Raw genomic sequence first — 18,668 nt, 5'->3', positions numbered from 1 at the left:
GAGTCTGGGGGAGGGTCTGGGGCGGAGCCCCGGCAACGGCGCCGCACGGGCCCGGCAACGCGGCCGGGGCCGGACACCGCGTACGGTGCCCGGCCCCGGCCGGCGGATCAGCCCCGAAGGGGTTACTTCTTGCGGCGACGCCCGCCGGAGGCCTTCTGCGCCTTGCGGCGCTCCGCCCGCGTCATGCCGTCGCCGTCACCGGCGGCCTCGGACTCGAAGTCGCCCTCGACCACACCGCCCTCACCGTCGACGGTCGGCGCCGAGAAGTGCAGCCGGTCCGGCCGCTGCGGAGCGTCCAGCCCCTTCGCCCGGATCTCCGGACGGGCCGGCTCCTTCGTCAGCGACGGCGCCGCGTCCTGCACCGGAACCTCCTCGACCTGCTGCTCGACCTGGACCTCCAGGTTGAACAGGTAGCCGACGGACTCTTCCTTGATGCCGTCCTGCATGGCGTTGAACATGTCGAAGCCCTCGCGCTGGTACTCGACCAGCGGGTCCTTCTGGGCCATCGCCCGCAGGCCGATGCCCTCCTGCAGGTAGTCCATCTCGTAGAGGTGCTCGCGCCACTTGCGGTCCAGCACCGACAGCACCACGCGCCGCTCCAGCTCGCGCATGATGTCGGAGCCGAGGGTCTTCTCGCGCGCCTCGTACTGCTCGTGGATGTCGTCCTTGATGGACTCCGCGATGAACTCGGCGGTGATGCCCGCCCGGTCGCCCGCGGCCTCCTCCAGCTCCTCGATGGTGACCTTCACCGGGTAGAGCTGCTTGAAGGCGCCCCACAGGCGCTCCAGGTCCCACTCCTCGGCGAAGCCCTCGACCGTCTCGGCCGCGATGTACGCGTCGATGGTGTCGTCCATCATGAAGCGGACCTGCTCCTGGAGGTCCTCGCCCTCCAGGACGCGGCGGCGCTCGCGGTAGATGACCTCGCGCTGGCTGTTGAGGACCTCGTCGTACTTCAGGACGTTCTTGCGCGTCTCGAAGTTCTGGGTCTCGACCTGCGACTGGGCCGACGCGATCGCGCGCGTCACCATCTTGTTCTCGATCGGCACGTCGTCCGGCACGTTCGCCATCGCCATGACGCGCTCGACCATCTGCGCCTTGAACAGGCGCATCAGGTCGTCGCCCAGCGACAGGTAGAAGCGGGACTCGCCCGGGTCGCCCTGACGGCCGGAGCGGCCGCGCAGCTGGTTGTCGATACGGCGCGACTCGTGGCGCTCGGTGCCCAGCACGTACAGTCCGCCGAGGTCCTTGACCTCCTCGAACTCGGCCTTCACGGCCGCCTCGGCCCTGGTGAGCGCCTCGGGCAGGGCGTGCGCCCACTCCTCGATGTGCTCCTCCGGGTCCAGGCCGCGCTGGCGCAGCTCGGCCTCGGCGAGGTCGTCCGGGTTGCCGCCGAGCTTGATGTCGGTACCGCGGCCGGCCATGTTCGTGGCGACGGTGACGGCGCCCCGGCGGCCGGCCTGGGCGACGATCGTCGCCTCACGGTCGTGCTGCTTGGCGTTGAGGACCTCGTGCGGGATGCCGCGCTTGGAGAGCTGCTGGGAGAGGTACTCGGACTTCTCGACCGACGTCGTGCCGACGAGGATCGGCTGGCCCTTCTCGTGCTTCTCCGCGATGTCGTCGACGACGGCGGAGAACTTCGCGACCTCGGTCCGGTAGATCAGGTCCGGCTGGTCCTTGCGGACCATGTCGCGGTTGGTCGGGATCGGGACGACACCGAGCTTGTAGATCTGATGGAACTCGGCGGCCTCGGTCATGGCCGTACCGGTCATGCCGGACAGCTTCGAGTAGAGGCGGAAGAAGTTCTGCAGGGTGATCGTGGCGAGGGTCTGGTTCTCGTCCTTGATGTCCACCCCTTCCTTCGCCTCGATCGCCTGGTGCATGCCCTCGTTGTAGCGGCGGCCGGCGAGGATACGGCCGGTGTGCTCGTCGACGATCATGACTTCGCCGTCGATGACGACGTAGTCCTTGTCGTTCTTGAAGAGCTCCTTGGCCTTGATCGCGTTGTTCAGGTAGCCGACGAGCGGGGTGTTCACCGACTCGTAGAGGTTCTCGATGCCGAGCCAGTCCTCGACCTTGGCGACACCGGCCTCGTGGATGGCTACCGTGCGCTTCTTCTCGTCGACCTCGTAGTCGCCGGTCTCCTCGATGCCCTTCAGCGGCTGGCCGGGCTCGCCCTTCTTCAGGCGGGTGACCAGCTTCGCGAAGTCGCCGTACCACTTCGTGGCCTGGTCGGCCGGACCGGAGATGATCAGCGGGGTACGGGCCTCGTCGACCAGGATCGAGTCGACCTCGTCGACCACGGCGAAGTTGTGGCCGCGCTGGACCAGCTCGTCCTGCGACCACGCCATGTTGTCGCGCAGGTAGTCGAAGCCGAACTCGTTGTTCGTGCCGTAGGTGATGTCGCAGCTGTACTGCTCGCGGCGCTGCGCCGGCGACATGTTCGCCAGGATGCAGCCGACCTCGAGGCCGAGGAACTTGTGTACCCGGCCCATCATCTCGGAGTCGCGCTCGGCGAGGTAGTCGTTCACCGTGATCAGGTGGACGCCCTTGCCGGACAGCGCGTTCAGGTACGCGGGCAGGGTGCCGACGAGGGTCTTGCCCTCACCGGTCTTCATCTCGGCCACGTGGCCGAGGTGCAGCGCCGCGCCGCCCATGATCTGGACGTCGTAGTGCCGCTGGCCGAGGACGCGCTTGGCGGCCTCGCGCACGGTCGCGAACGCCTCGGGCAGCAGGTCGTCCAGGCTCTCGCCGTCCTGGAACCGCTGCTTGTACTCGTCCGTGAGCGCCCGCAACTCGGCGTCGGAGAGGTTGACGAAGTCCTCTTCGATGGAGTTGACCTGGTCCGCGATGCGGTGCAGTTTGCGCAGGATCTTGCCTTCGCCTGCACGCATGAGCTTGTTGAAGACGGACACCGAGGTTTGTCTCCTTGCCGGTCGGGCCTGGGCACTGTTCGTACACGGGCACGGCAGGTGGGCCCCACCGCAACGGCCATCGTAAGCGAGGACGTGGTCGCGTCGGGAGGTCCGCCGTAGCCGCGAGGGCGTGGGCGCCCGGATTGAGAACGTACGGGGGGCGCCGAAGGTGCCGCTGTTCCTGCCCGTGGTTATGAAAAAGAGTTCCCCCGGCACGCGTCCGGGGACCAGAATCCGTTCATGGAGCCCACGACACTGAACACGGCCCGACTGGAATTGCGGCCTTTCGTCCCCTCTGACGAGGACGAGGTGTACGCCGCCTGCCAGGACCCCGATGTCCAGCGCTGGACGCTGGTCCCCTCCCCCTACGAGCGCGCGAACGCGCACGCCTTCGTGAACGAGGTCGTACCGAACGGCTGGCTCGAGAACACCGCGTACGCCTTCGCCGTACGCCTGGGGCCCGGCGGCCCGCTGGTCGCCGCCGTCGGCGTGCACGTGCACGGAACGGACTCGCACGAGATCGGCTACTGGGCGGTGAAGGAACACCGCGGGCAGGGCTACATGACCGAGGCCGTGGCCGCGGTGGCCCGCTGGGCCTTCACCGAGGTGGGCGTCGTACGGCTGGAGTGGCGCGCCGAGGCCGGCAACGCCGGCTCCCGCATGGTCGCGGAGAAGGTCGGCTTCCGCTTCGAGGGCGTCCTGCGGGCCGGCCTGATCCGCAACGACACCGCGCGCGACTGCTGGATCGGCGCCCTGCTCCCCTCCGACCTGGACCTGACCCCTGCCCTCCCGTACCTGCCCGCCGATGTCAGTGGTGCGTCCTAGGCTGCGGATCATGACGAGCCTGCCGCAGCCGACCCTGTCCCTGTCCGCCGACGAGGCGCGCCGGATCGCCCTGCGCGCGCAGGGCTTCCTCGGCGCGCCCGACCGGCGCGGCGGGGTCCGCGGCGTCCTGCGCCACCTGGGCGCCGTACAGCTGGACACGATCTCGGTGCTGGCCCGCTCGCACGAGCTGATCCCGTACGCACGCCTCGGCGCGGTGGGCCGGGACGCGGTGGAGAAGGCGTACTGGTCGGACCGGCACGCCTTTGAGTACTGGTCGCACGCGGCCTGCATCCTGCCCATCGAGGAATGGCCGCATTTCGCCTTCCGGCGCCGGGCCAACCGGGTGCGCGGGCACCGCTGGCACGTCCTCCAGGACAAGGACCGCTCGACGAAGGCGGTCCTCGACCGGCTCCGGGCCGAGGGCCCGCTGACCTCGAGCGAGCTGGGCGGCGCCAAGAACGGCGGCGAGTGGTTCGAATGGTCCGAGACCAAGATCGCGGTGGAGTGGCTGCTCGACACCGGCGAGGTGGTGTGCAGCCAGCGCCGCGGCTGGAAACGGGTCTACGACCTCCCCGAGCGCGCCGTGCCCGAGGCGCTGCTCCACGACGACCTGGACGACCGCGAGTGCATGCGCCGCCTGGTCGCCCTGGCCGGGCAGTCGCTGGGCGTGGGCACCCGCGCCGACATCGCGGACTACCACCGCCTCAAGGGGGAGCAGGTCGATGCGGTGATCGCGGACTCCGGGCTGGTCCCGGTCGAGGTGGAGGGCTGGGGGAAGCGGGCCTGGGCGGACCCGGCGGCGCTCGCGACGACCCCCCGGGGCCGCCACCGCACGACGCTGCTCTCCCCCTTCGACTCGCTGGTCTGGGACCGCCCCCGCACGGAGCGGATCTTCGGCTTCACGCACCGCCTGGAGGCCTACGTCCCCAAGCCGAAGCGGATACACGGGTACTTCGCGATGCCGCTGCTGGCGGGCGGGCAGCTGCGGGGCCGCGTCGACCCGGGCCGCGAGGGGACCACCCTGGTGGCGCGTCAGCTCTCCCTGGAGACGCCCGGGGCGGCCGCGGCCATGGCCGAGGCCCTGTGGGAGGCCGCCCGGTGGGTGGGGTGCCAGGAGGTGCGCGTCGAGCGCGCCCGGACCCCGCAGGAGGCGGAGGCCGTCACGGCGGAGCTCAGAGCGCGGCGCGGGTAGAGCAGGCGACGGGCAGCGGCCGGCAGCGGGTGGCGGCTAGCGGATCTCCAGGATCTTCTCGCGCATCGCGTAGACCACGGCCTCCATCCGGGAGTGCAGCTGCAGCTTCTCCAGGATGTTGCGCACGTGGTTCTTCACGGTGTTCTCCGAGATGAACAACTCCTTGGCGATGTCACGGTTGTTCATGCCGGTGGCCACCAGCTTCAGGACCTCCAGCTCCCGGTCCGTCAGCCTCGGCGCCGGCACCAGCCGCCGCTCGTCGGTCCGCTGGATCATCGACTTGAACTCGGTGAGGAGCTTGGACGCCATGGACGGGCTGATCTGCGACTGGCCGTCCGCGACCGCCCGGATCGCCGTGGCCACCTCGTCCGTGGAGATCTCCTTCAGGAGGTACCCGGTCGCGCCCGCCTTGATCGCGTCGTAGAGGTCCGCCTCCTCGTCGCTGATCGTCAGCATGATGATCTTCGCGGAGGGCGCCACCTCCTTGATCGAGGTGCACGCCTCGATCCCGCCGCGCCTGGGCATCCGTACGTCCATCAGCACGATGTCCGGCAGCAGGTCGGCCGCCTTGTCCACGGCCTCCGCGCCGTCCCCCGCCTCGCCGACGACCTGGATGTCCTCCTCCTGCGCGAGGACGATCTCCAGCCCGCGCCGGAACAGCGCGTGGTCGTCGACCACGAGGACCCGGATGGGCTCCCCCGCCGACGAGTCGGCGGACTCCGCCGCAGGGTCCGCCTCACGGCAGCCCGCACCGTCGTCACCGCGCACCGGCCCGAAGCTGTCCGCCATCGTTCCTCCCCCTGCATGTGCCGAGCTGCTGGGCCAACCGGACCGGCTGCGCCGACGGTTGACTGCCCGCCATGATTCCATGCCCGCGGCACGGCGCGGGGGGCTGCCGGTGACCGCCTGGCGCATACGCGCCATACACAGGCCCCCCGCGGGACGCCGGAACGTCCCGCGGGGGCAACGAAACGAGGTGCTCAGCCGCCGAGCGCGCCCCCGGCACCGCCGCGCGGCTGCTCCGAGCTGGAGGCCCCGTCGGGGTTCACGTGGATCACGCCGTAGTCGTACGCATGACGTCGGTAGACAACGCTGGGCAGCTTGGTCTCGGAGTCGACGAACAGATAGAAGTCGTGTCCGACCAGCTCCATCTCGTACAGAGCCTGGTCGAGTGACATGGGTGCGGCCGAGTGGGTCTTCTCGCGGACGATGAGCGGGCCTTCGCCCTGCACTTCGATGGAACCGATCCGGGTGATCGGAACTCCGTTCGCCTTCTCCTCGGAGAACGGCTCGCCATTCGCGTTCAGCTGCGCGGCGTCCGGCACTACGTCGGCGACCTCTGCCGCCGAGATCCGGCCCGCGCCCCTGCGGGTGTAGCGCTTGTCGTGCTGCTTGCGCAGCCGGGCCTCCAGCTTGTCCTGAGCCAGGTCCAGCGCCGCGTACGGGTCGGCGGCGGCGGCCTCGGCACGGATCACCGGGCCCCGCGAATGCAGAGTGATCTCCACGCGGTCGGAACGGTCGGCCTGGCGCGGGTTGTGCTCCTTCGACACCTCGACGTCCAAGCTGATCACCTTGGCGTCGAGCTTCTGGATCCGCTCCGGATTCAGCTTCTCGGCCACGTGCTTGCGGAACCGGTCGGGCACCTCGGTCTTGCGGCCCTTGACGACGATGTCCACGCAGAACTCCGTTCCCGGATAGCTCCGCCCGACGGGGCGAAGCGTCTCCCTTTCGCACCAGACTCCGGTGAAGGCCGGAGCCTCGGACTTGGCGACTTTCACCTCCTCCTCCCCCATCGGCAAGATCTACACCCCACCGATTTCGGAGTCGAGCGACAGCGATGCGTGGGGCCGAAGGCTCGCCAGTCCTCACAACCGAACATATCCCTCTATGGCGGTTGTCGGCACCCGCTACCGGAACGTACTTCCGTTCCGGTGGCCATCCACTCTTACTACCTGCAACGATGGGCCTTCCCACGCAGTTCCAAATCTATTCACAAGATTTTTGGTCTGTCCGGGTTGCGGCCACCACCGCGGCCCGGGGCGCTGTCCCCTGGGCCAGACCTGCCGCCCGCACCGCCCGGGCCGCCTCGGCCAGCGTGGCTCCCGTGGTGATCAGGTCGTCGACGAGCACGAGCACGGCCCCGTCCGTCAGCCGCGCCGCGCCCGGGCACGCTTCCAGCGCCCCCGCGAGGTTCTCCCGGCGCTGCCGCGCCCCCAGCCCCGCCTGGTCCCGCACCGCCCTGCGCAGCCGCAGTACGGGCGCCACGCGCGCGGGCACACCGGCCCGCCGCAGCCGCCCCGCCGCGGCCAGGGCGATCCTGCGCGTGGGATCGTGCCCGCGCGCCCTGACCTGCCGCCGCGCCGACGGGACCGGCACCAGGACCATCTCGCGCTCCCACGGACCCCCAGAGCCACCCCTGCCCGCCAGCACCGCCCCCGCCAGGGCGGCGCCGAGCGCACCGGCCAACGGCAGCGCCCCGCGCTCCTTGTGCGCCAGCAGGACGGCTCGTACGGGCCCCTCGTACGCGGCGGCGGCATGCACCACCGGCAGCCCCTCGGGCCGCGGAAACAGCCGCGCCCGCACCGCCCCGGCCCCGCTCAGCGCCTCCCGGCAGCCGGCGCACAGCAGCACCCGCGCGGCCCCGCAGCCCGCGCAGTCCACCGGCAGGACCAGCCCCGCGAGCTCCTGCCACCACCCCCGCATGCCTCCACTCTGCCGGGCCCCACCGGGACCCGCCAGCCCTGTGGACAACTCACGGACGCGCAGGTCAGCCCGGGTACACCGGGGCCCGGCCGCCGGCCGCCACCGTGCGCCACTGCGCCCCCGGCGGCAGCACCACGATGCCGTCCTCCGCCGAGTACCCCATCACCGGCTTCGGCTTCGACTCGTCCTCCGAGGCTGCCACCGCGACCGCGCTGAGCCCGGTGGCCCCGGGCAGGGTCGCCGCCACCACCGAACCGTCCACCAGCATGTAGCGGGCCTGCACGACCCCGCCGCTCTCCCGGCCCACCACCAGCAGCCGGCCCCGCGGCGCCCAGCTCATCGCCGTCACGTCCGCCATCTGCGGGGCCGCCCGGCGCAGCTCGCGCACGGACACCGCCGAGACGTCCCCCTTGCCGTCGGGCCGTTCTATCCGCCCGACCCACAGGTTCTTGCGGCCGCCCACCTTCTCCACGAGCAGCGCGATGCGCACGCCGTCGGACGAGGCCTTCAGTGAGGTGATCCGCCCGTCGAGCCCGGCCACCTGCACCTTCTCGGGGGTCCCGGTCCCGCCCGGCACCCGCCACAGCCCCGGGTGCTGCGGATCCTGGTCGGCGACCCACAGGTCGCCCGCCGCGTCCCAGCTGGGCGCGGTCAGCGTGTTCGACTTCCCCTTGCCGGGCAGCAAGGGCTGCGGCATGGCCCCGGATCCGGTCATCGACACGACGTACAGCCCGTCCTCGGAGATCACGGCCGCGCGCCGCTCGTCGTAGGACACGGCCGCGGAGAGGACCTTGAAACCGGGCGAGCCGGGCGAACCGGGAGCGCCGGAAGCGGTGGACAGCGGCCCCGGCACCTGTTCGGCCCGCGGCTGCTGGTCCTCGACGGTGACGTCGAGCTTCGTCCGGACCAGCCGGCTCTCGCTGTCGACGAAGTACTGGTACTCGGGCGTATGGGGCCGGTTGGCGATGACGGCCGCCGTCACCTCGGTCACGGAGCACAGCGAGGAGGACTTGCCGTCGGAGCGCAGCAGTTCGACCCGGTCCAGCCGGGAGGCCGTCAGCTCCTTGACCGTGTAGAGGAGTTGGGTCGCCATCTTCTGGCACTGCGGCTGCGCGACGTTGTCGGCCTTGTCGTTGAGCGGCACGCGCAACGTGTTCTGGCCGTCGTACGAAAGGGACTTGGTGCCCTGCCGCAGCTCCGTCCCGGTGGGGAAACTGGACTCGACGACCGGCCCGAGCCACCTGGACGGCCCGGCCAGCAGCGACTGCACGGTCTGCGTGGTGGGATCCATCCGCGAATCGGGGTCGCTGCGCTGGCGCACGTACACGGGATCGGCGACCAGGGCGCCGCCCGCGAAGTAGTACTTGTTGACCGGCATGTAGATGCGCTGGAAGTCCGATTCGCTCAGCACGAGGCTGCTCGGCGGACTCGAGATCCGCCACTGCTTGTCCTCCTGGACCAGCTGGAGGAACTCCTCGTACTTCGGGCCGTCGGCCTCCGGCTGGTACGCACTGCGCTCGTCCACGGTCGCGAGCTTCTCGCCGGTCACCTTCCAGCGGGGCCCCTCGGGGTCCTTCTCGGTGCGGACCGGGAACCGGTCGAGGCCGGCCGCGAGCACGGTGACGGCGGAGCCGGGCCGCCAGCTCTTCGCGGCGTCCTCGGTGAGGTACTTGCGGGCGGTCTCCAGCTGCGGGTCGTCGCTGGTCATCGCCTCCAGGAAACCGTCGACGATCTCGCCCGCGCTGGCCTTGTCGGCGGGCGGTACGCCGAACACCCGGACCTGGGAGTCGACGCCCTGCGAGGCCTGCACCCTGCGGATCTCGCCGTGGTCGGGCATCGAGGCGCACCCGGCCAGCAGCAGCGCGGCCACCCCGAGTGCGTACGCCCGCAGGGTGCGCAGCCGTCTGCCGCGGCCTGCGGCGCGCACGCTCCCGGGCCCGGGCCCGGCCCCCTCAGCGTCCGTCGGCATCGGCATCGCCCTCGGCATCAGTTCGATCCTCCTGTGGTGCCTGCTCGGCCGGACGGGCCACGACCCTGGCTCCGCTGCCCGGCAGGGCCGTCGGGTCGGCGGGTACGGACAGCGCCGAGGCCACCGCCGACCGCGGCGGTATCGATGACCGGTCCCCCGCGTCCGCCGGCTGCTGCCGGTCCGCCGCGCTGCCCGCGGCATCGGCGACGGCCCTGGCGCGGTTGGCGCGGGAATCCTCGGGTTCCAGCGGGATGGGCGAGCCCCGCAGCGGCTCGTCGGCCGTACGCGGCAGGGTGAGGCGGAACTGCGAGCCGCCGCCCGGCTCGCCCCAGGCCTGCAGCCAGCCGCCGTGCAGCCGGGCGTCCTCGACGGCGATGGACAGGCCCAGGCCCGTGCCGCCCGTCGTCCTCGCCCGTGCCGGGTCGGCCCGCCAGAAGCGGTTGAAGACGCGGGTGGCCTCGCCGGGCTTGAGCCCGACGCCGTAGTCCCGTACGGCGACCGCGACGGCCCCGCCCGCGGACGCCAGCCGAACCACCACATCGCGTCCCTCGCCGTGCTCCACGGCGTTGACGACCAGGTTGCGCAGCACCCGCTCCACCCGCCGCGCGTCGGCCTCGGCGATGACGGGCTGGGTGTCGCCGAGCACCCGGATCCGGCTGCCCTTGTGCTCCGCGAGCGGCTCGGCCCCGTCGATGACGCGGCGTACGACGTCCCGCAGGTCGATGGGCTCCGCCTCGAGGGCGGCCGCGCCCGCGTCGAACCGGCTGATCTCCAGCAGGTCGGCGAGCAGCGACTCGAACCGGTCCAGCTGCCCGGCGAGCAGCTCGGCGGAGCGCGCCGTGATCGGGTCGAAGTCGACCCGGGCGTCGTGGATGACGTCGGCGGCCATCCGTACCGTCGTCAGCGGGGTGCGCAGCTCGTGCGAGACGTCCGAGACGAACCGGCGCTGCATCCGCGACAGGTCCTCGAGCTGCTGGATCTTGTTCTGGAGGTTCTGGGCCATCTTGTTGAAGGCCTCGCCCAGCCGCGCGATGTCATCCTCACCGGTGACCTTCATCCGCTCCTGGAGCCGCCCGGCCGACAGCCGCTCGGCGATCCCGGCGGCCATCCGTACGGGCGTGACGATCTGGCGCACCACGAGCCAGGCGATGGCGCTGAGCAGCACGACGACGAACAGCCCGGCCGTGGCGATGGTGCTCTTGACCAGGTTGAGGGACTCCTCCTCCTGGGTGAGCGGGAAGAGGTAGTACAGGTCGTACGGGTCCCCGTTGATGTCGGTGAGCCGCTTGCCCACGACCAGCGCGGGCTCGGGGGCCTTCTCCCCGGCCCCGGTGGTGTACCGGATCTCCGAGAAGGTCTTGAAGGTGCCGGCGGAGTGGTTGACGGCCCGGCGCAGGTTGACGGGCACGCTGGCGGTCGGATCCACGTTGCCCGAGGCGCGGGCGCCCTTGACCCCCTGGGTGCCGGGCAGGACCTGCTCGCCGGTGCCGGCGCCGAGCGCGACCACCTCGAAGGCGGTCTGGCCGCCACTGGCCAGCTGTTTGACGAGGGAGTTCATCCAGGTACTGGCGTCGAGCCCGACCTTGTTGTCGGCGGCATCGGGCCCGTCCACGGTCGCGGGGGCGTTGGCCTTCTCCTGTGCGACCGCGAACCCGCCCGCGGCCTGGCTCTGCGCCGCCTCCTCCTTGGCGTCCAGGAGGCCCTTGCTGACCTGCGCGATGACGACGAAGCCCAGCGCGAGGACCACGGCGAGCGACATCAGCAGGGTGGCGGCGACCACCCGGAGCTGCATGTTGCGCCGCCACAGCCGGACAGCCGGAAGCAGCGGCCGGCGCACGAGGCGTACGCACAGCCGCAGCACGGAGGCACCGGGCGTTCCGTCCTGGAACAGCCGGCCGGCCCGCAGGCTCCCCCAGCGGGAGCCGCCCCGGCCCTTGCCGGACTGCACCTCAGCTGGGTCCGGCCTTGTAGCCGACACCGCGCACCGTCACGACGATCTCGGGGCGCTCCGGGTCCTTCTCGACCTTGGAGCGCAGCCGCTGCACATGCACGTTCACCAGGCGGGTGTCCGCCGCGTGCCGGTAGCCCCAGACCTGCTCCAGCAGCACCTCACGGGTGAAGACCTGCCAGGGCTTGCGTGCGAGCGCGACCAGCAGGTCGAACTCCAGCGGGGTCAGGGCGATGGAAGCACCGTCCCGCTTGACCGAGTGCCCGGCCACGTCGATGACGAGGTCACCGATGGCCAGCTGCTCGGGGGCGGGCTCTTCCGACCGGCGCAGGCGGGCCCGGATGCGGGCCACCAGCTCCTTCGGCTTGAACGGCTTCACGATGTAGTCGTCGGCACCGGACTCCAGGCCCACGACGACGTCGACCGTGTCGCTCTTGGCAGTGAGCATCACGATCGGCACGCCGGACTCGGCCCGGATCAGCCTGCAGACCTCTATGCCGTCCCTTCCGGGCAGCATGAGGTCGAGCAGTACCAGGTCCGGCTTCGCCTCCCGGAAGGCAGCAAGTGCCTTGTCACCGTCTGCAACGAACGACGGCTCAAAACCTTCTCCACGCAGCACAATGCCGAGCATCTCGGCCAGCGCGGTGTCGTCGTCGACGACAAGGACGCGTCCCTTCATGGTTGACATCATCCCATTAGCTAATCGTTACCTGGCGGTGAGCTGTCCCACAGCCAAAAGGGCTGGAAATCGCCCCTCGGACCTGCGTGGAGATCAGGTCGACCAGTCTGCCCCGGATCCGGGTGACAATTGAAGGTACGGGCTGTCGATGATCCGGGGGGATCGCTGGTCCGTTCGTGTACCCCACGTGGCACGATGGCAGCGACCAGCGCCCCCGCCGCAGCAGGTGCACGTGAAGGAGCGACGATGAACGACTCTCCGGGCTGGGCTACGCCCGGATCCGATCCGTCCGACGGCGAGCGGCCCGGGGCGCCCACCGACCGGCCGGTTACCGGCGACCCCAAGTGGTCCGCCGAGCAGCCGCCGCCCGGCCAGTGGACCAGCCCGACCCCCGGCCAGACCCCGCCTCCGCAGGCACCGCAGCAGCCACAGCAGCCGGGCCAGGGCTGGGGATCGCACGGAGGCCAGTACGGAAGCCCGTACGGGGGCCAGTACGGCTACCCGGGCGGCCCCGGCCAGTGGGGCCAGCCCCCGGCCGCCAAGCCCGGCGTGATCCCGCTGCGCCCGCTCGGCCTCGGCGAGATCCTGGACGGCGCGGTCGCCACCATGCGCTCCCACTGGCGCTCGGTCCTGCCGATCACGCTGGTCGTGGCCACCGTGGTGCAGGTGCTCAGCCTGCTCGCGCAGAAGTACGCGATGTCGGACCTCACCGTCGCGACGGAGCCCGGGGCGGACCTCGAGGAGTCGCTGAACTCCATCGCCGTCGCCATGGGGGCCCTCATCGGAGCCTCGTTCATCGCGGCCCTCGGCGGCATCGTGGCCACGGCGATGCTCACGATGATCTACAGCCGGGCCGTGCTCGGCAACACCTCCACGATCTCCGGCGCCTGGCGCGAGTCCCGGTCCCAGCTGCTGCGCCTGTTCGGCCTGACGCTCCTGCTGGGACTCGGCGCGGTCCTCCTGGCCGCCGTGCTGATCGTGCCCGGCGCCCTGACCCGGAACGCGGGTCTGATCGCCGTGGGCATCTTCGCCGTGATCCCGCTGATCACCTGGCTGTGGATCAAGTTCAGCCTGGCCTCGCCCGCGCTGATGCTGGAGAAGACCACCGTCTTCAAGGCCCTCGGCCGCTCCTCCAAGCTGGTCAAGGGCACCTGGTGGCGCATCTTCGGCATCACCCTGCTCACCAACATCATCACGGGCATCGTCGCGGCGATCATCGTCTGGCCGCTCACGATGATCGGCATGGCCGTCTTCGGCGGCGGCCTGGGCGGGATCGAGGACGGCACCGCCGCCACCGCCTGGGGAGCGCTCATCCTCTCCGGCATCGGCGCGATCATCGCCCAGACCATCGTGATGCCGATCCAGGCCGGCGTCACCGTCCTCCTCTACGTCGACCAGCGCATCCGCCGCGAGGGACTCGACCTGGAGCTCGCCCGGGCGGCCGGCATCGAGAACTACGGCACGACCGGAGGCTGACACACCCATGATGAGCACGGGGGGCCTCATCACCCGCACCACGGCGCTCCTGCCGGGCGCCGAGACACCACCGGTCACGACACCGCGCGAGCCCGCCCAGGAGGCGGCGGAGCGCGAACTGTCCAAGCCGATGTACCACGAGAACGACCCGGGGCTGCTGGACCGCGCCCTGCGCAAGTTCTTCGAGTGGATCGACGACCTCTTCGGCGCGGCCTCCGGGGCGACCCCCGGAGGCACGCTCGGCCTCGTCGTGATCGTCCTCCTGGCGATCCTGGCCGCCGGCGCCCTGTGGTGGCGCCTCGGCGCCCCCAGCCGGATACCCGCCGGAGCGGGCGTCCTCTTCGACGACGGCATCCGCAGCGCCGCCGACCACCGCACGGCCGCCGAGGCCCACGCCGCCGCCGGCCGCTGGACCGAAGCCGTCCAGGAACGCATGCGCGCCGTCGTCCGCTCCCTGGAGGAGCGCACCGTGCTCGACCCGCGCCCGGGCCGCACCGCCGACGAGGCGGCCGCCGAAGCCGCGGTCTCCCTCCCCGACCACGCCGGGGACCTGCGCGCGGCCGCCCGTACCTTCGACGACGTCACCTACGGCGGCCGCACCGCCGACGCCGACACGTACGCCCGCCTGCGCACCCTCGACCTCACCCTGGACCGCGCCAAGCCGCTCCTGACGGGACCCACCGCATGACCGGCCCCACCGCGCCCACGGCCCCCTCAGCCACGCGGACCCGCCGCATCCGCCGGACCAAGCGCGTCCTCGGCGTACTGGCCGTGCTCGCCGCGGGCGCACTGGCCCTCGCCGCGCTCGGCTCAGGAACCCGCCACGGCCTGCTCGACCCGCGCTCCGCCGACCCCTACGGCAGCAGGGCCGTCGCAGAGCTCCTCAAGGAGCGCGGTGTCACCACCCGCGTGGTCACCACCGCCCGCGAGGCCGCCGACGCGGCCGGCCCCCGCACCACCCTCCTGGTCACCGACCCCGACCGCCTGGGCACCAGCCAGCGCGGCCTCATCCGCTCGGCCATGGACCTCTCCGGCGGCCGCACCGTCCTCCTCGCCCCCGGCAGTCACAGCCTTCCCGACCTGGCCCCCGGCGTCCGCACCCAGGGCCCCGCCGACGCCGACACCCTCGCCCCGGCCTGCGACCTGCCCGCCGCCACCTCCGCCGGCCGCGCCGGCACCGGCGACGACCTCCGCTACTCCACCGCCCTGCCCCGGGCCACCGCCTGCTACCCCAGCGGCGGCCACCCCACCCTCCTCGTCCTCCCGGCCGGGACCGGCGGCGACACCGTCCTCCTCGGCTCCACCACGATCCTCCTCAACGAGAGCCTCGCCGAGGACGGCAACGCCTCCCTCGCCCTCCAGCTCCTCGGTTCCCGCCCGAACCTCGTCTGGTACATGCCGTCCCTCGCGGACTCCGACCCCGGCACCGAACCCGCCGAGGACAAGAGCCTCGTCGACCTCATCCCGGCCGGCTGGTCCTGGGCCCTGCTCCAGCTCTTCGTCGCCGCCGCCCTCGCCGCCCTCTGGCGCGCCCGCCGGCTCGGCCCCCTCGTCACCGAGAAACTGCCGGTCGTCATCCGCGCCTCCGAGGCCACCGAAGGCCGCGCCCGCCTCTACCGCAAGGCCGGGGCCCGCGACCGCGCCGCCACTGTGCTCCGCGCCGGCACCCGCGAACGCCTGGCCGCACTGGTCGGCGTACCGGCCTCCCAGGCCCACGACCCCGTCGCCCTGGTCCCCGCCGTGTCCACCCGGCTCGGCGACGGCGGCCACGACGTGACCACCACCCTCTTCGGCCCCACACCCTCCGACGACGCGGCACTCGTCGCGCTCGCCGACCACCTCGACGCCCTCGAAAGAGAGGTCCGTACGTCATGACGTACCCGGCCACCGAGTCCGCCGGCGCGGACATCGCCCGCGCTTCCCTCGAAGCGCTCCGCACCGAGATCGGCAAGGCCGTGGTCGGCCAGGACTCCGCCGTCACCGGCCTCGTCGTCGCCCTCCTGTGCCGCGGCCACGTGCTGCTCGAAGGCGTCCCCGGCGTCGCGAAGACCCTCCTCGTACGGGCCCTCGCCGCATCCCTCGAACTCGACACCAAGCGCGTCCAGTTCACCCCGGACCTGATGCCGAGCGATGTCACCGGCTCCCTCGTCTACGACGCCCGCACCGCCGAGTTCTCCTTCCAGAACGGCCCGGTCTTCACCAACCTCCTCCTCGCGGACGAGATCAACCGGACCCCGCCCAAGACCCAGTCCTCGCTCCTCGAAGCGATGGAGGAGCGCCAGGTCACCGTCGACGGCACGCCGCGCCCGCTCCCGGAGCCCTTCCTCGTCGCCGCCACCATGAACCCCCTCGAGTACGAGGGCACTTACCCCCTCCCGGAAGCCCAGCTGGACCGCTTCCTCCTCAAGCTCACCGTGCCCCTCCCCTCCCGCGCGGACGAGATCGGTGTCCTGACCCGGCACGCCGCCGGCTTCAACCCCCGTGACCTGCACGCGGCGGGCATCCGCCCGGTGGCCGGCCCGGCCCAGCTCGAAGCCGCCCGCGAGGCCGTGGCCAAGGTCTCCGTCTCCCCGGAGATCGCCGGCTACGTCGTCGACATCTGCCGCGCCACCCGCGAATCGCCGTCCCTCACCCTCGGCGTCTCCCCCCGCGGCGCGACCGCCCTGCTGGCCACCGCCCGCGCCTGGGCCTGGCTCACCGGCCGCGACTACGTCACCCCCGACGACGTGAAGGCCCTGGCCCTGCCGACGCTGCGGCACCGCGTCCAGCTGCGCCCGGAAGCGGAGATGGAGGGCGTCACGGCCGACGCCGTCATCACCGCGATCCTCTCCCACGTCCCCGTCCCGCGGTAATGGCCCTCACCGGACGCGCCGCCCTGCTGGCGGCCCTGGGCAGCATCCCCGTCGGCATCCTCGAACCGAGCTGGACGGGGATGCTCGCGGTCAACGGCTCGCTCGCACTTGCCTGCGCGGTCGACTGCGCCCTGGCGGCGCCCGTCCGTGCCCTCGGCCTCACCCGTTCGGGCGACACCTCGGTCCGCCTCGGCGAACCTGCCGACGTCCACCTCACCGTCACCAACCCGAGCGGCCGCCGGCTCCGGGCCCAGCTGCGCGACGCCTGGCCCCCGAGCAGTTGGGTCCCGGGCACGGAAACGGCCGCGTCCCGCCACAGGCTGGACATCCCCGCCGGCGAACGCCGCCGCCTGACCACCCGTCTGTTCCCCACCCGCCGCGGCGACCGCCAGGCCGACCGCGTGACGATCCGCTCGTACGGGCCCCTCGGCCTGTGGGCCCGCCAGGGCTCGCAGACCATCCCCTGGACGGTCCGGGTACTGCCGCCCTTCACCAGCCGCAAGCACCTCCCGTCCCGGCTGGCCCGCCTGCGCGAACTGGACGGCCGTACCAGCGTCCTGACGCGAGGTGAGGGCACCGAGTTCGACAGCCTGCGCGACTACGTCCCCGGCGACGACACCCGTTCCATCGACTGGCGAGCCACGGCCCGCCAGCAAAAGGTGGCCGTCCGCACCTGGCGCCCCGAGCGTGACCGGCACATCCTGATCTGCCTGGACACCGGCCGTACTTCGGCGGGCCGCGTCGGGGACGCCCCCCGCCTGGACTCCGCGATGGATGCCGCCCTGCTCCTCGCCGCCCTGGCGACCCGCGCCGGCGACCGCGTGGACCTGCTGGCCCACGACCGCCGCCCCCGCGCCCAGGTCCAGGGCCGCCCGGCGGCCGACATCCTGCCGTCCTTCGTCAACGCGATGGCCCCTCTCGAACCGGAACTGGTCGAGACGGACGCCCGCACCCTGGTCTCCACCATCCTCCGCAGCGCCCCGCGCCGCTCCCTGGTGGTCCTCCTGACGAGCCTGGACGCGGCCGCCGTCGAAGAGGGCCTGCTCCCGGTGCTCCCCCGCCTCACCCAGCGCCACACGGTCCTGCTGGCCTCGGTGGCGGATCCCCACGTGGCCGAGATGACGAGGTCCCGCGGCAGCGCGGAAGCGGTCTACGAGGCCGCCGCCGGCACCCAGTCCCAGTCCCAGCGCCGCCGCACGGCCGACCAGCTCTCCCGCCACGGCGTCCACGTGGTCGACGCCACCCCGGACACCCTGGCCCCGTCCCTGGCCGACGCCTACCTGGCGCTCAAAGCCGCCGGCCGTCTCTGAGCACTTCAAGCCCCTCGCGCGATGACCTCCGAGGTAATCGCGCCCTGCGGCCTGCCCGGCCAAGAATGCTGTTCTCTCCGCGTCGGCATGACGCGGGCCCCGAACCGGAGGGATCAGCCATGGGCGAGACCATGCCCACGAACACGCGCGCCGTAGTGGAAGAGCTTCTGCGCCGCATCGGCGAGGGCGACGCCGGACACATCGCCGAGCTGTATGCGGAGCACGGCGACTGGAAGCTGGCCTGGCCGGAGACCGAACACGGCCGCGCCGCCACCCCGTGGATCCGGCACCGGTCCACCCGCTCCGACGCTGCCGCCCATTTTCGCGAGCTCGCCGAACACCACGTGCCCGGCAAAGCGGCCACCGAGATCGAACGCATCCTCATCGACGGCGCCGACGCGGTCGTACTCGGTGAGATCCGTCAGACCGCCCGCCCCACGGGCCGTTCCTATCGCGCCCGGTTCGCCCTGCACCTCACGGTCGAGAACGGCAGGATCACCCGCCACCACGTGTACGAGGACAGCCTTGCCGTCGCCCAGGCATTCACCGGCCCCTGAACGCAGAAAAGCCCCGCACCGAACCCGTAAGGGTTTGGTGCGGGGCTTCCCGCAATGATTGTTCGGCGGCGTCCTACTCTCCCACAGGGTCCCCCCTGCAGTACCATCGGCGCTGAAAGGCTTAGCTTCCGGGTTCGGAATGTAACCGGGCGTTTCCCTAACGCTATGACCACCGAAACACTATGAAATTTGAACGCTGGCATGGACACAGCTGTTCGTTATTTCAGAACTAACACAGTGGACGC

At 71.7% G+C, this 18,668-nt stretch carries 15 protein-coding genes and 1 rRNA gene; 8 read left to right on the top strand and 8 right to left on the bottom strand.

Features of this window, described 5'->3' with window-relative positions:
- Window positions 1-122: 122 nt before the first annotated feature.
- Window positions 123-2,912, bottom strand: coding sequence for a preprotein translocase subunit SecA (gene secA / locus JIW86_RS24835; RefSeq protein WP_257556106.1), 2,790 nt, complete (start codon window positions 2,910-2,912; stop codon window positions 123-125).
- A 240-nt stretch (window positions 2,913-3,152) separates the two neighbouring features.
- Here secA and JIW86_RS24830 point away from each other — a divergent pair, with 240 nt between their 5' ends.
- Together JIW86_RS24830 and JIW86_RS24825 are read left to right on the top strand one after the other, a co-directional pair.
- Window positions 3,153-3,737: a GNAT family N-acetyltransferase gene (locus JIW86_RS24830; RefSeq protein ID WP_257556104.1), complete on the top strand. Its 585-nt coding sequence runs from the start codon at window positions 3,153-3,155 to the stop codon at window positions 3,735-3,737.
- A 10-nt stretch (window positions 3,738-3,747) separates the two neighbouring features.
- Window positions 3,748-4,929 (top strand): winged helix-turn-helix domain-containing protein, encoded by a 1,182-nt coding sequence (locus tag JIW86_RS24825; protein ID WP_257556103.1) that lies wholly within the window; start codon window positions 3,748-3,750, stop codon window positions 4,927-4,929.
- 36 nt (window positions 4,930-4,965) lie between these two features.
- Here the strand turns inward: JIW86_RS24825 and JIW86_RS24820 are convergent, their stop codons facing one another.
- The 6 genes from JIW86_RS24820 to mtrA form a co-directional block, all read right to left on the bottom strand.
- The gene (locus JIW86_RS24820) at window positions 4,966-5,718 is read right to left on the bottom strand and encodes a response regulator (protein WP_257556102.1); all 753 of its coding nucleotides are present in this window, start codon (window positions 5,716-5,718) and stop codon (window positions 4,966-4,968) included.
- Between the two features lie 191 nt (window positions 5,719-5,909).
- Window positions 5,910-6,605 carry a ribosome hibernation-promoting factor, HPF/YfiA family gene (gene hpf, locus JIW86_RS24815; protein ID WP_257559426.1) on the bottom strand — a complete coding sequence of 232 codons (696 nt, stop codon included), beginning with the start codon at window positions 6,603-6,605 and terminating at the stop codon, window positions 5,910-5,912.
- Window positions 6,606-6,915: 310 nt separating this feature from the next.
- Window positions 6,916-7,632 carry a ComF family protein gene (locus JIW86_RS24810; protein ID WP_322975549.1) on the bottom strand — a complete coding sequence of 239 codons (717 nt, stop codon included), beginning with the start codon at window positions 7,630-7,632 and terminating at the stop codon, window positions 6,916-6,918.
- Between the two features lie 64 nt (window positions 7,633-7,696).
- Window positions 7,697-9,601 carry an LpqB family beta-propeller domain-containing protein gene (locus tag JIW86_RS24805; protein WP_257556101.1) on the bottom strand — a complete coding sequence of 635 codons (1,905 nt, stop codon included), beginning with the start codon at window positions 9,599-9,601 and terminating at the stop codon, window positions 7,697-7,699.
- Complete coding sequence (mtrB, locus tag JIW86_RS24800) at window positions 9,585-11,549, bottom strand: MtrAB system histidine kinase MtrB (RefSeq protein ID WP_406366963.1); 1,965 nt, start codon at window positions 11,547-11,549, stop codon at window positions 9,585-9,587. The genes JIW86_RS24805 and mtrB overlap by 17 nt, the downstream gene beginning before the upstream one ends.
- A gap of 1 nt (window position 11,550) precedes the next feature.
- A complete protein-coding gene (gene mtrA, locus JIW86_RS24795) occupies window positions 11,551-12,240 on the bottom strand; it encodes a two-component system response regulator MtrA (protein WP_189747360.1) in 690 nt (229 codons plus the stop codon).
- Between the two features lie 234 nt (window positions 12,241-12,474).
- On the opposite strand from mtrA, the gene JIW86_RS24790 reads away from it, so the two are divergent.
- From JIW86_RS24790 to JIW86_RS24765, 6 genes are all read left to right on the top strand, one after another.
- Window positions 12,475-13,704, top strand: a complete 1,230-nt coding sequence (locus JIW86_RS24790) for a hypothetical protein (protein ID WP_257556099.1) — start codon at window positions 12,475-12,477, stop codon at window positions 13,702-13,704.
- A 7-nt stretch (window positions 13,705-13,711) separates the two neighbouring features.
- A complete protein-coding gene (locus tag JIW86_RS24785) occupies window positions 13,712-14,392 on the top strand; it encodes a DUF4129 domain-containing protein (protein ID WP_257556098.1) in 681 nt (226 codons plus the stop codon).
- Complete coding sequence (locus JIW86_RS24780) at window positions 14,389-15,579, top strand: DUF4350 domain-containing protein (protein WP_257556097.1); 1,191 nt, start codon at window positions 14,389-14,391, stop codon at window positions 15,577-15,579. The genes JIW86_RS24785 and JIW86_RS24780 overlap by 4 nt, the downstream gene beginning before the upstream one ends.
- Window positions 15,576-16,556, top strand: coding sequence for an AAA family ATPase (locus JIW86_RS24775; RefSeq protein ID WP_257556096.1), 981 nt, complete (start codon window positions 15,576-15,578; stop codon window positions 16,554-16,556). The genes JIW86_RS24780 and JIW86_RS24775 overlap by 4 nt, the downstream gene beginning before the upstream one ends.
- Entirely contained in the window at window positions 16,556-17,866 is a 1,311-nt protein-coding gene (locus JIW86_RS24770; RefSeq protein WP_257556094.1) for a DUF58 domain-containing protein, read from the top strand. Before JIW86_RS24775 ends, JIW86_RS24770 begins: the two co-directional genes overlap by 1 nt.
- Window positions 17,867-17,985: 119 nt before the next feature.
- Window positions 17,986-18,423, top strand: coding sequence for a nuclear transport factor 2 family protein (locus tag JIW86_RS24765; RefSeq protein ID WP_416237595.1), 438 nt, complete (start codon window positions 17,986-17,988; stop codon window positions 18,421-18,423).
- A gap of 60 nt (window positions 18,424-18,483) precedes the next feature.
- On the opposite strand, the gene rrf is transcribed toward JIW86_RS24765, so the two are convergent.
- Window positions 18,484-18,600: ribosomal RNA gene (gene rrf / locus JIW86_RS24760) — 5S ribosomal RNA — on the bottom strand.
- Window positions 18,601-18,668 lie beyond the last annotated feature (68 nt).

The organism is Streptomyces sp. NBC_00162, from assembly GCF_024611995.1.
Lineage (GTDB): Bacteria > Actinomycetota > Actinomycetes > Streptomycetales > Streptomycetaceae > Streptomyces.
This window is presented reverse-complemented; position numbering and strand designations above follow the sequence as displayed.

Excerpts from the sequence above, each read along its gene's own strand:
- JIW86_RS24830 (WP_257556104.1), top strand. The coding sequence starts at position 3,153 with ATGGAGCCCACGACACTGAACACGGCCCGACTGGAATTGCGGCCTTTC.
- JIW86_RS24825 (WP_257556103.1), top strand. The coding sequence starts at position 3,748 with ATGACGAGCCTGCCGCAGCCGACCCTGTCCCTGTCCGCCGACGAGGCG.
- JIW86_RS24820 (WP_257556102.1), bottom strand. The coding sequence starts at position 5,718 with ATGGCGGACAGCTTCGGGCCGGTGCGCGGTGACGACGGTGCGGGCTGC.
- JIW86_RS24810 (WP_322975549.1), bottom strand. The coding sequence starts at position 7,632 with ATGCGGGGGTGGTGGCAGGAGCTCGCGGGGCTGGTCCTGCCGGTGGAC.
- JIW86_RS24805 (WP_257556101.1), bottom strand. The coding sequence starts at position 9,601 with ATGCCGACGGACGCTGAGGGGGCCGGGCCCGGGCCCGGGAGCGTGCGC.
- mtrA (WP_189747360.1), bottom strand. The coding sequence starts at position 12,240 with ATGATGTCAACCATGAAGGGACGCGTCCTTGTCGTCGACGACGACACC.
- JIW86_RS24790 (WP_257556099.1), top strand. The coding sequence starts at position 12,475 with ATGAACGACTCTCCGGGCTGGGCTACGCCCGGATCCGATCCGTCCGAC.
- JIW86_RS24785 (WP_257556098.1), top strand. The coding sequence starts at position 13,712 with ATGATGAGCACGGGGGGCCTCATCACCCGCACCACGGCGCTCCTGCCG.
- JIW86_RS24780 (WP_257556097.1), top strand. The coding sequence starts at position 14,389 with ATGACCGGCCCCACCGCGCCCACGGCCCCCTCAGCCACGCGGACCCGC.
- JIW86_RS24775 (WP_257556096.1), top strand. The coding sequence starts at position 15,576 with ATGACGTACCCGGCCACCGAGTCCGCCGGCGCGGACATCGCCCGCGCT.
- JIW86_RS24770 (WP_257556094.1), top strand. The coding sequence starts at position 16,556 with ATGGCCCTCACCGGACGCGCCGCCCTGCTGGCGGCCCTGGGCAGCATC.
- JIW86_RS24765 (WP_416237595.1), top strand. The coding sequence starts at position 17,986 with ATGGGCGAGACCATGCCCACGAACACGCGCGCCGTAGTGGAAGAGCTT.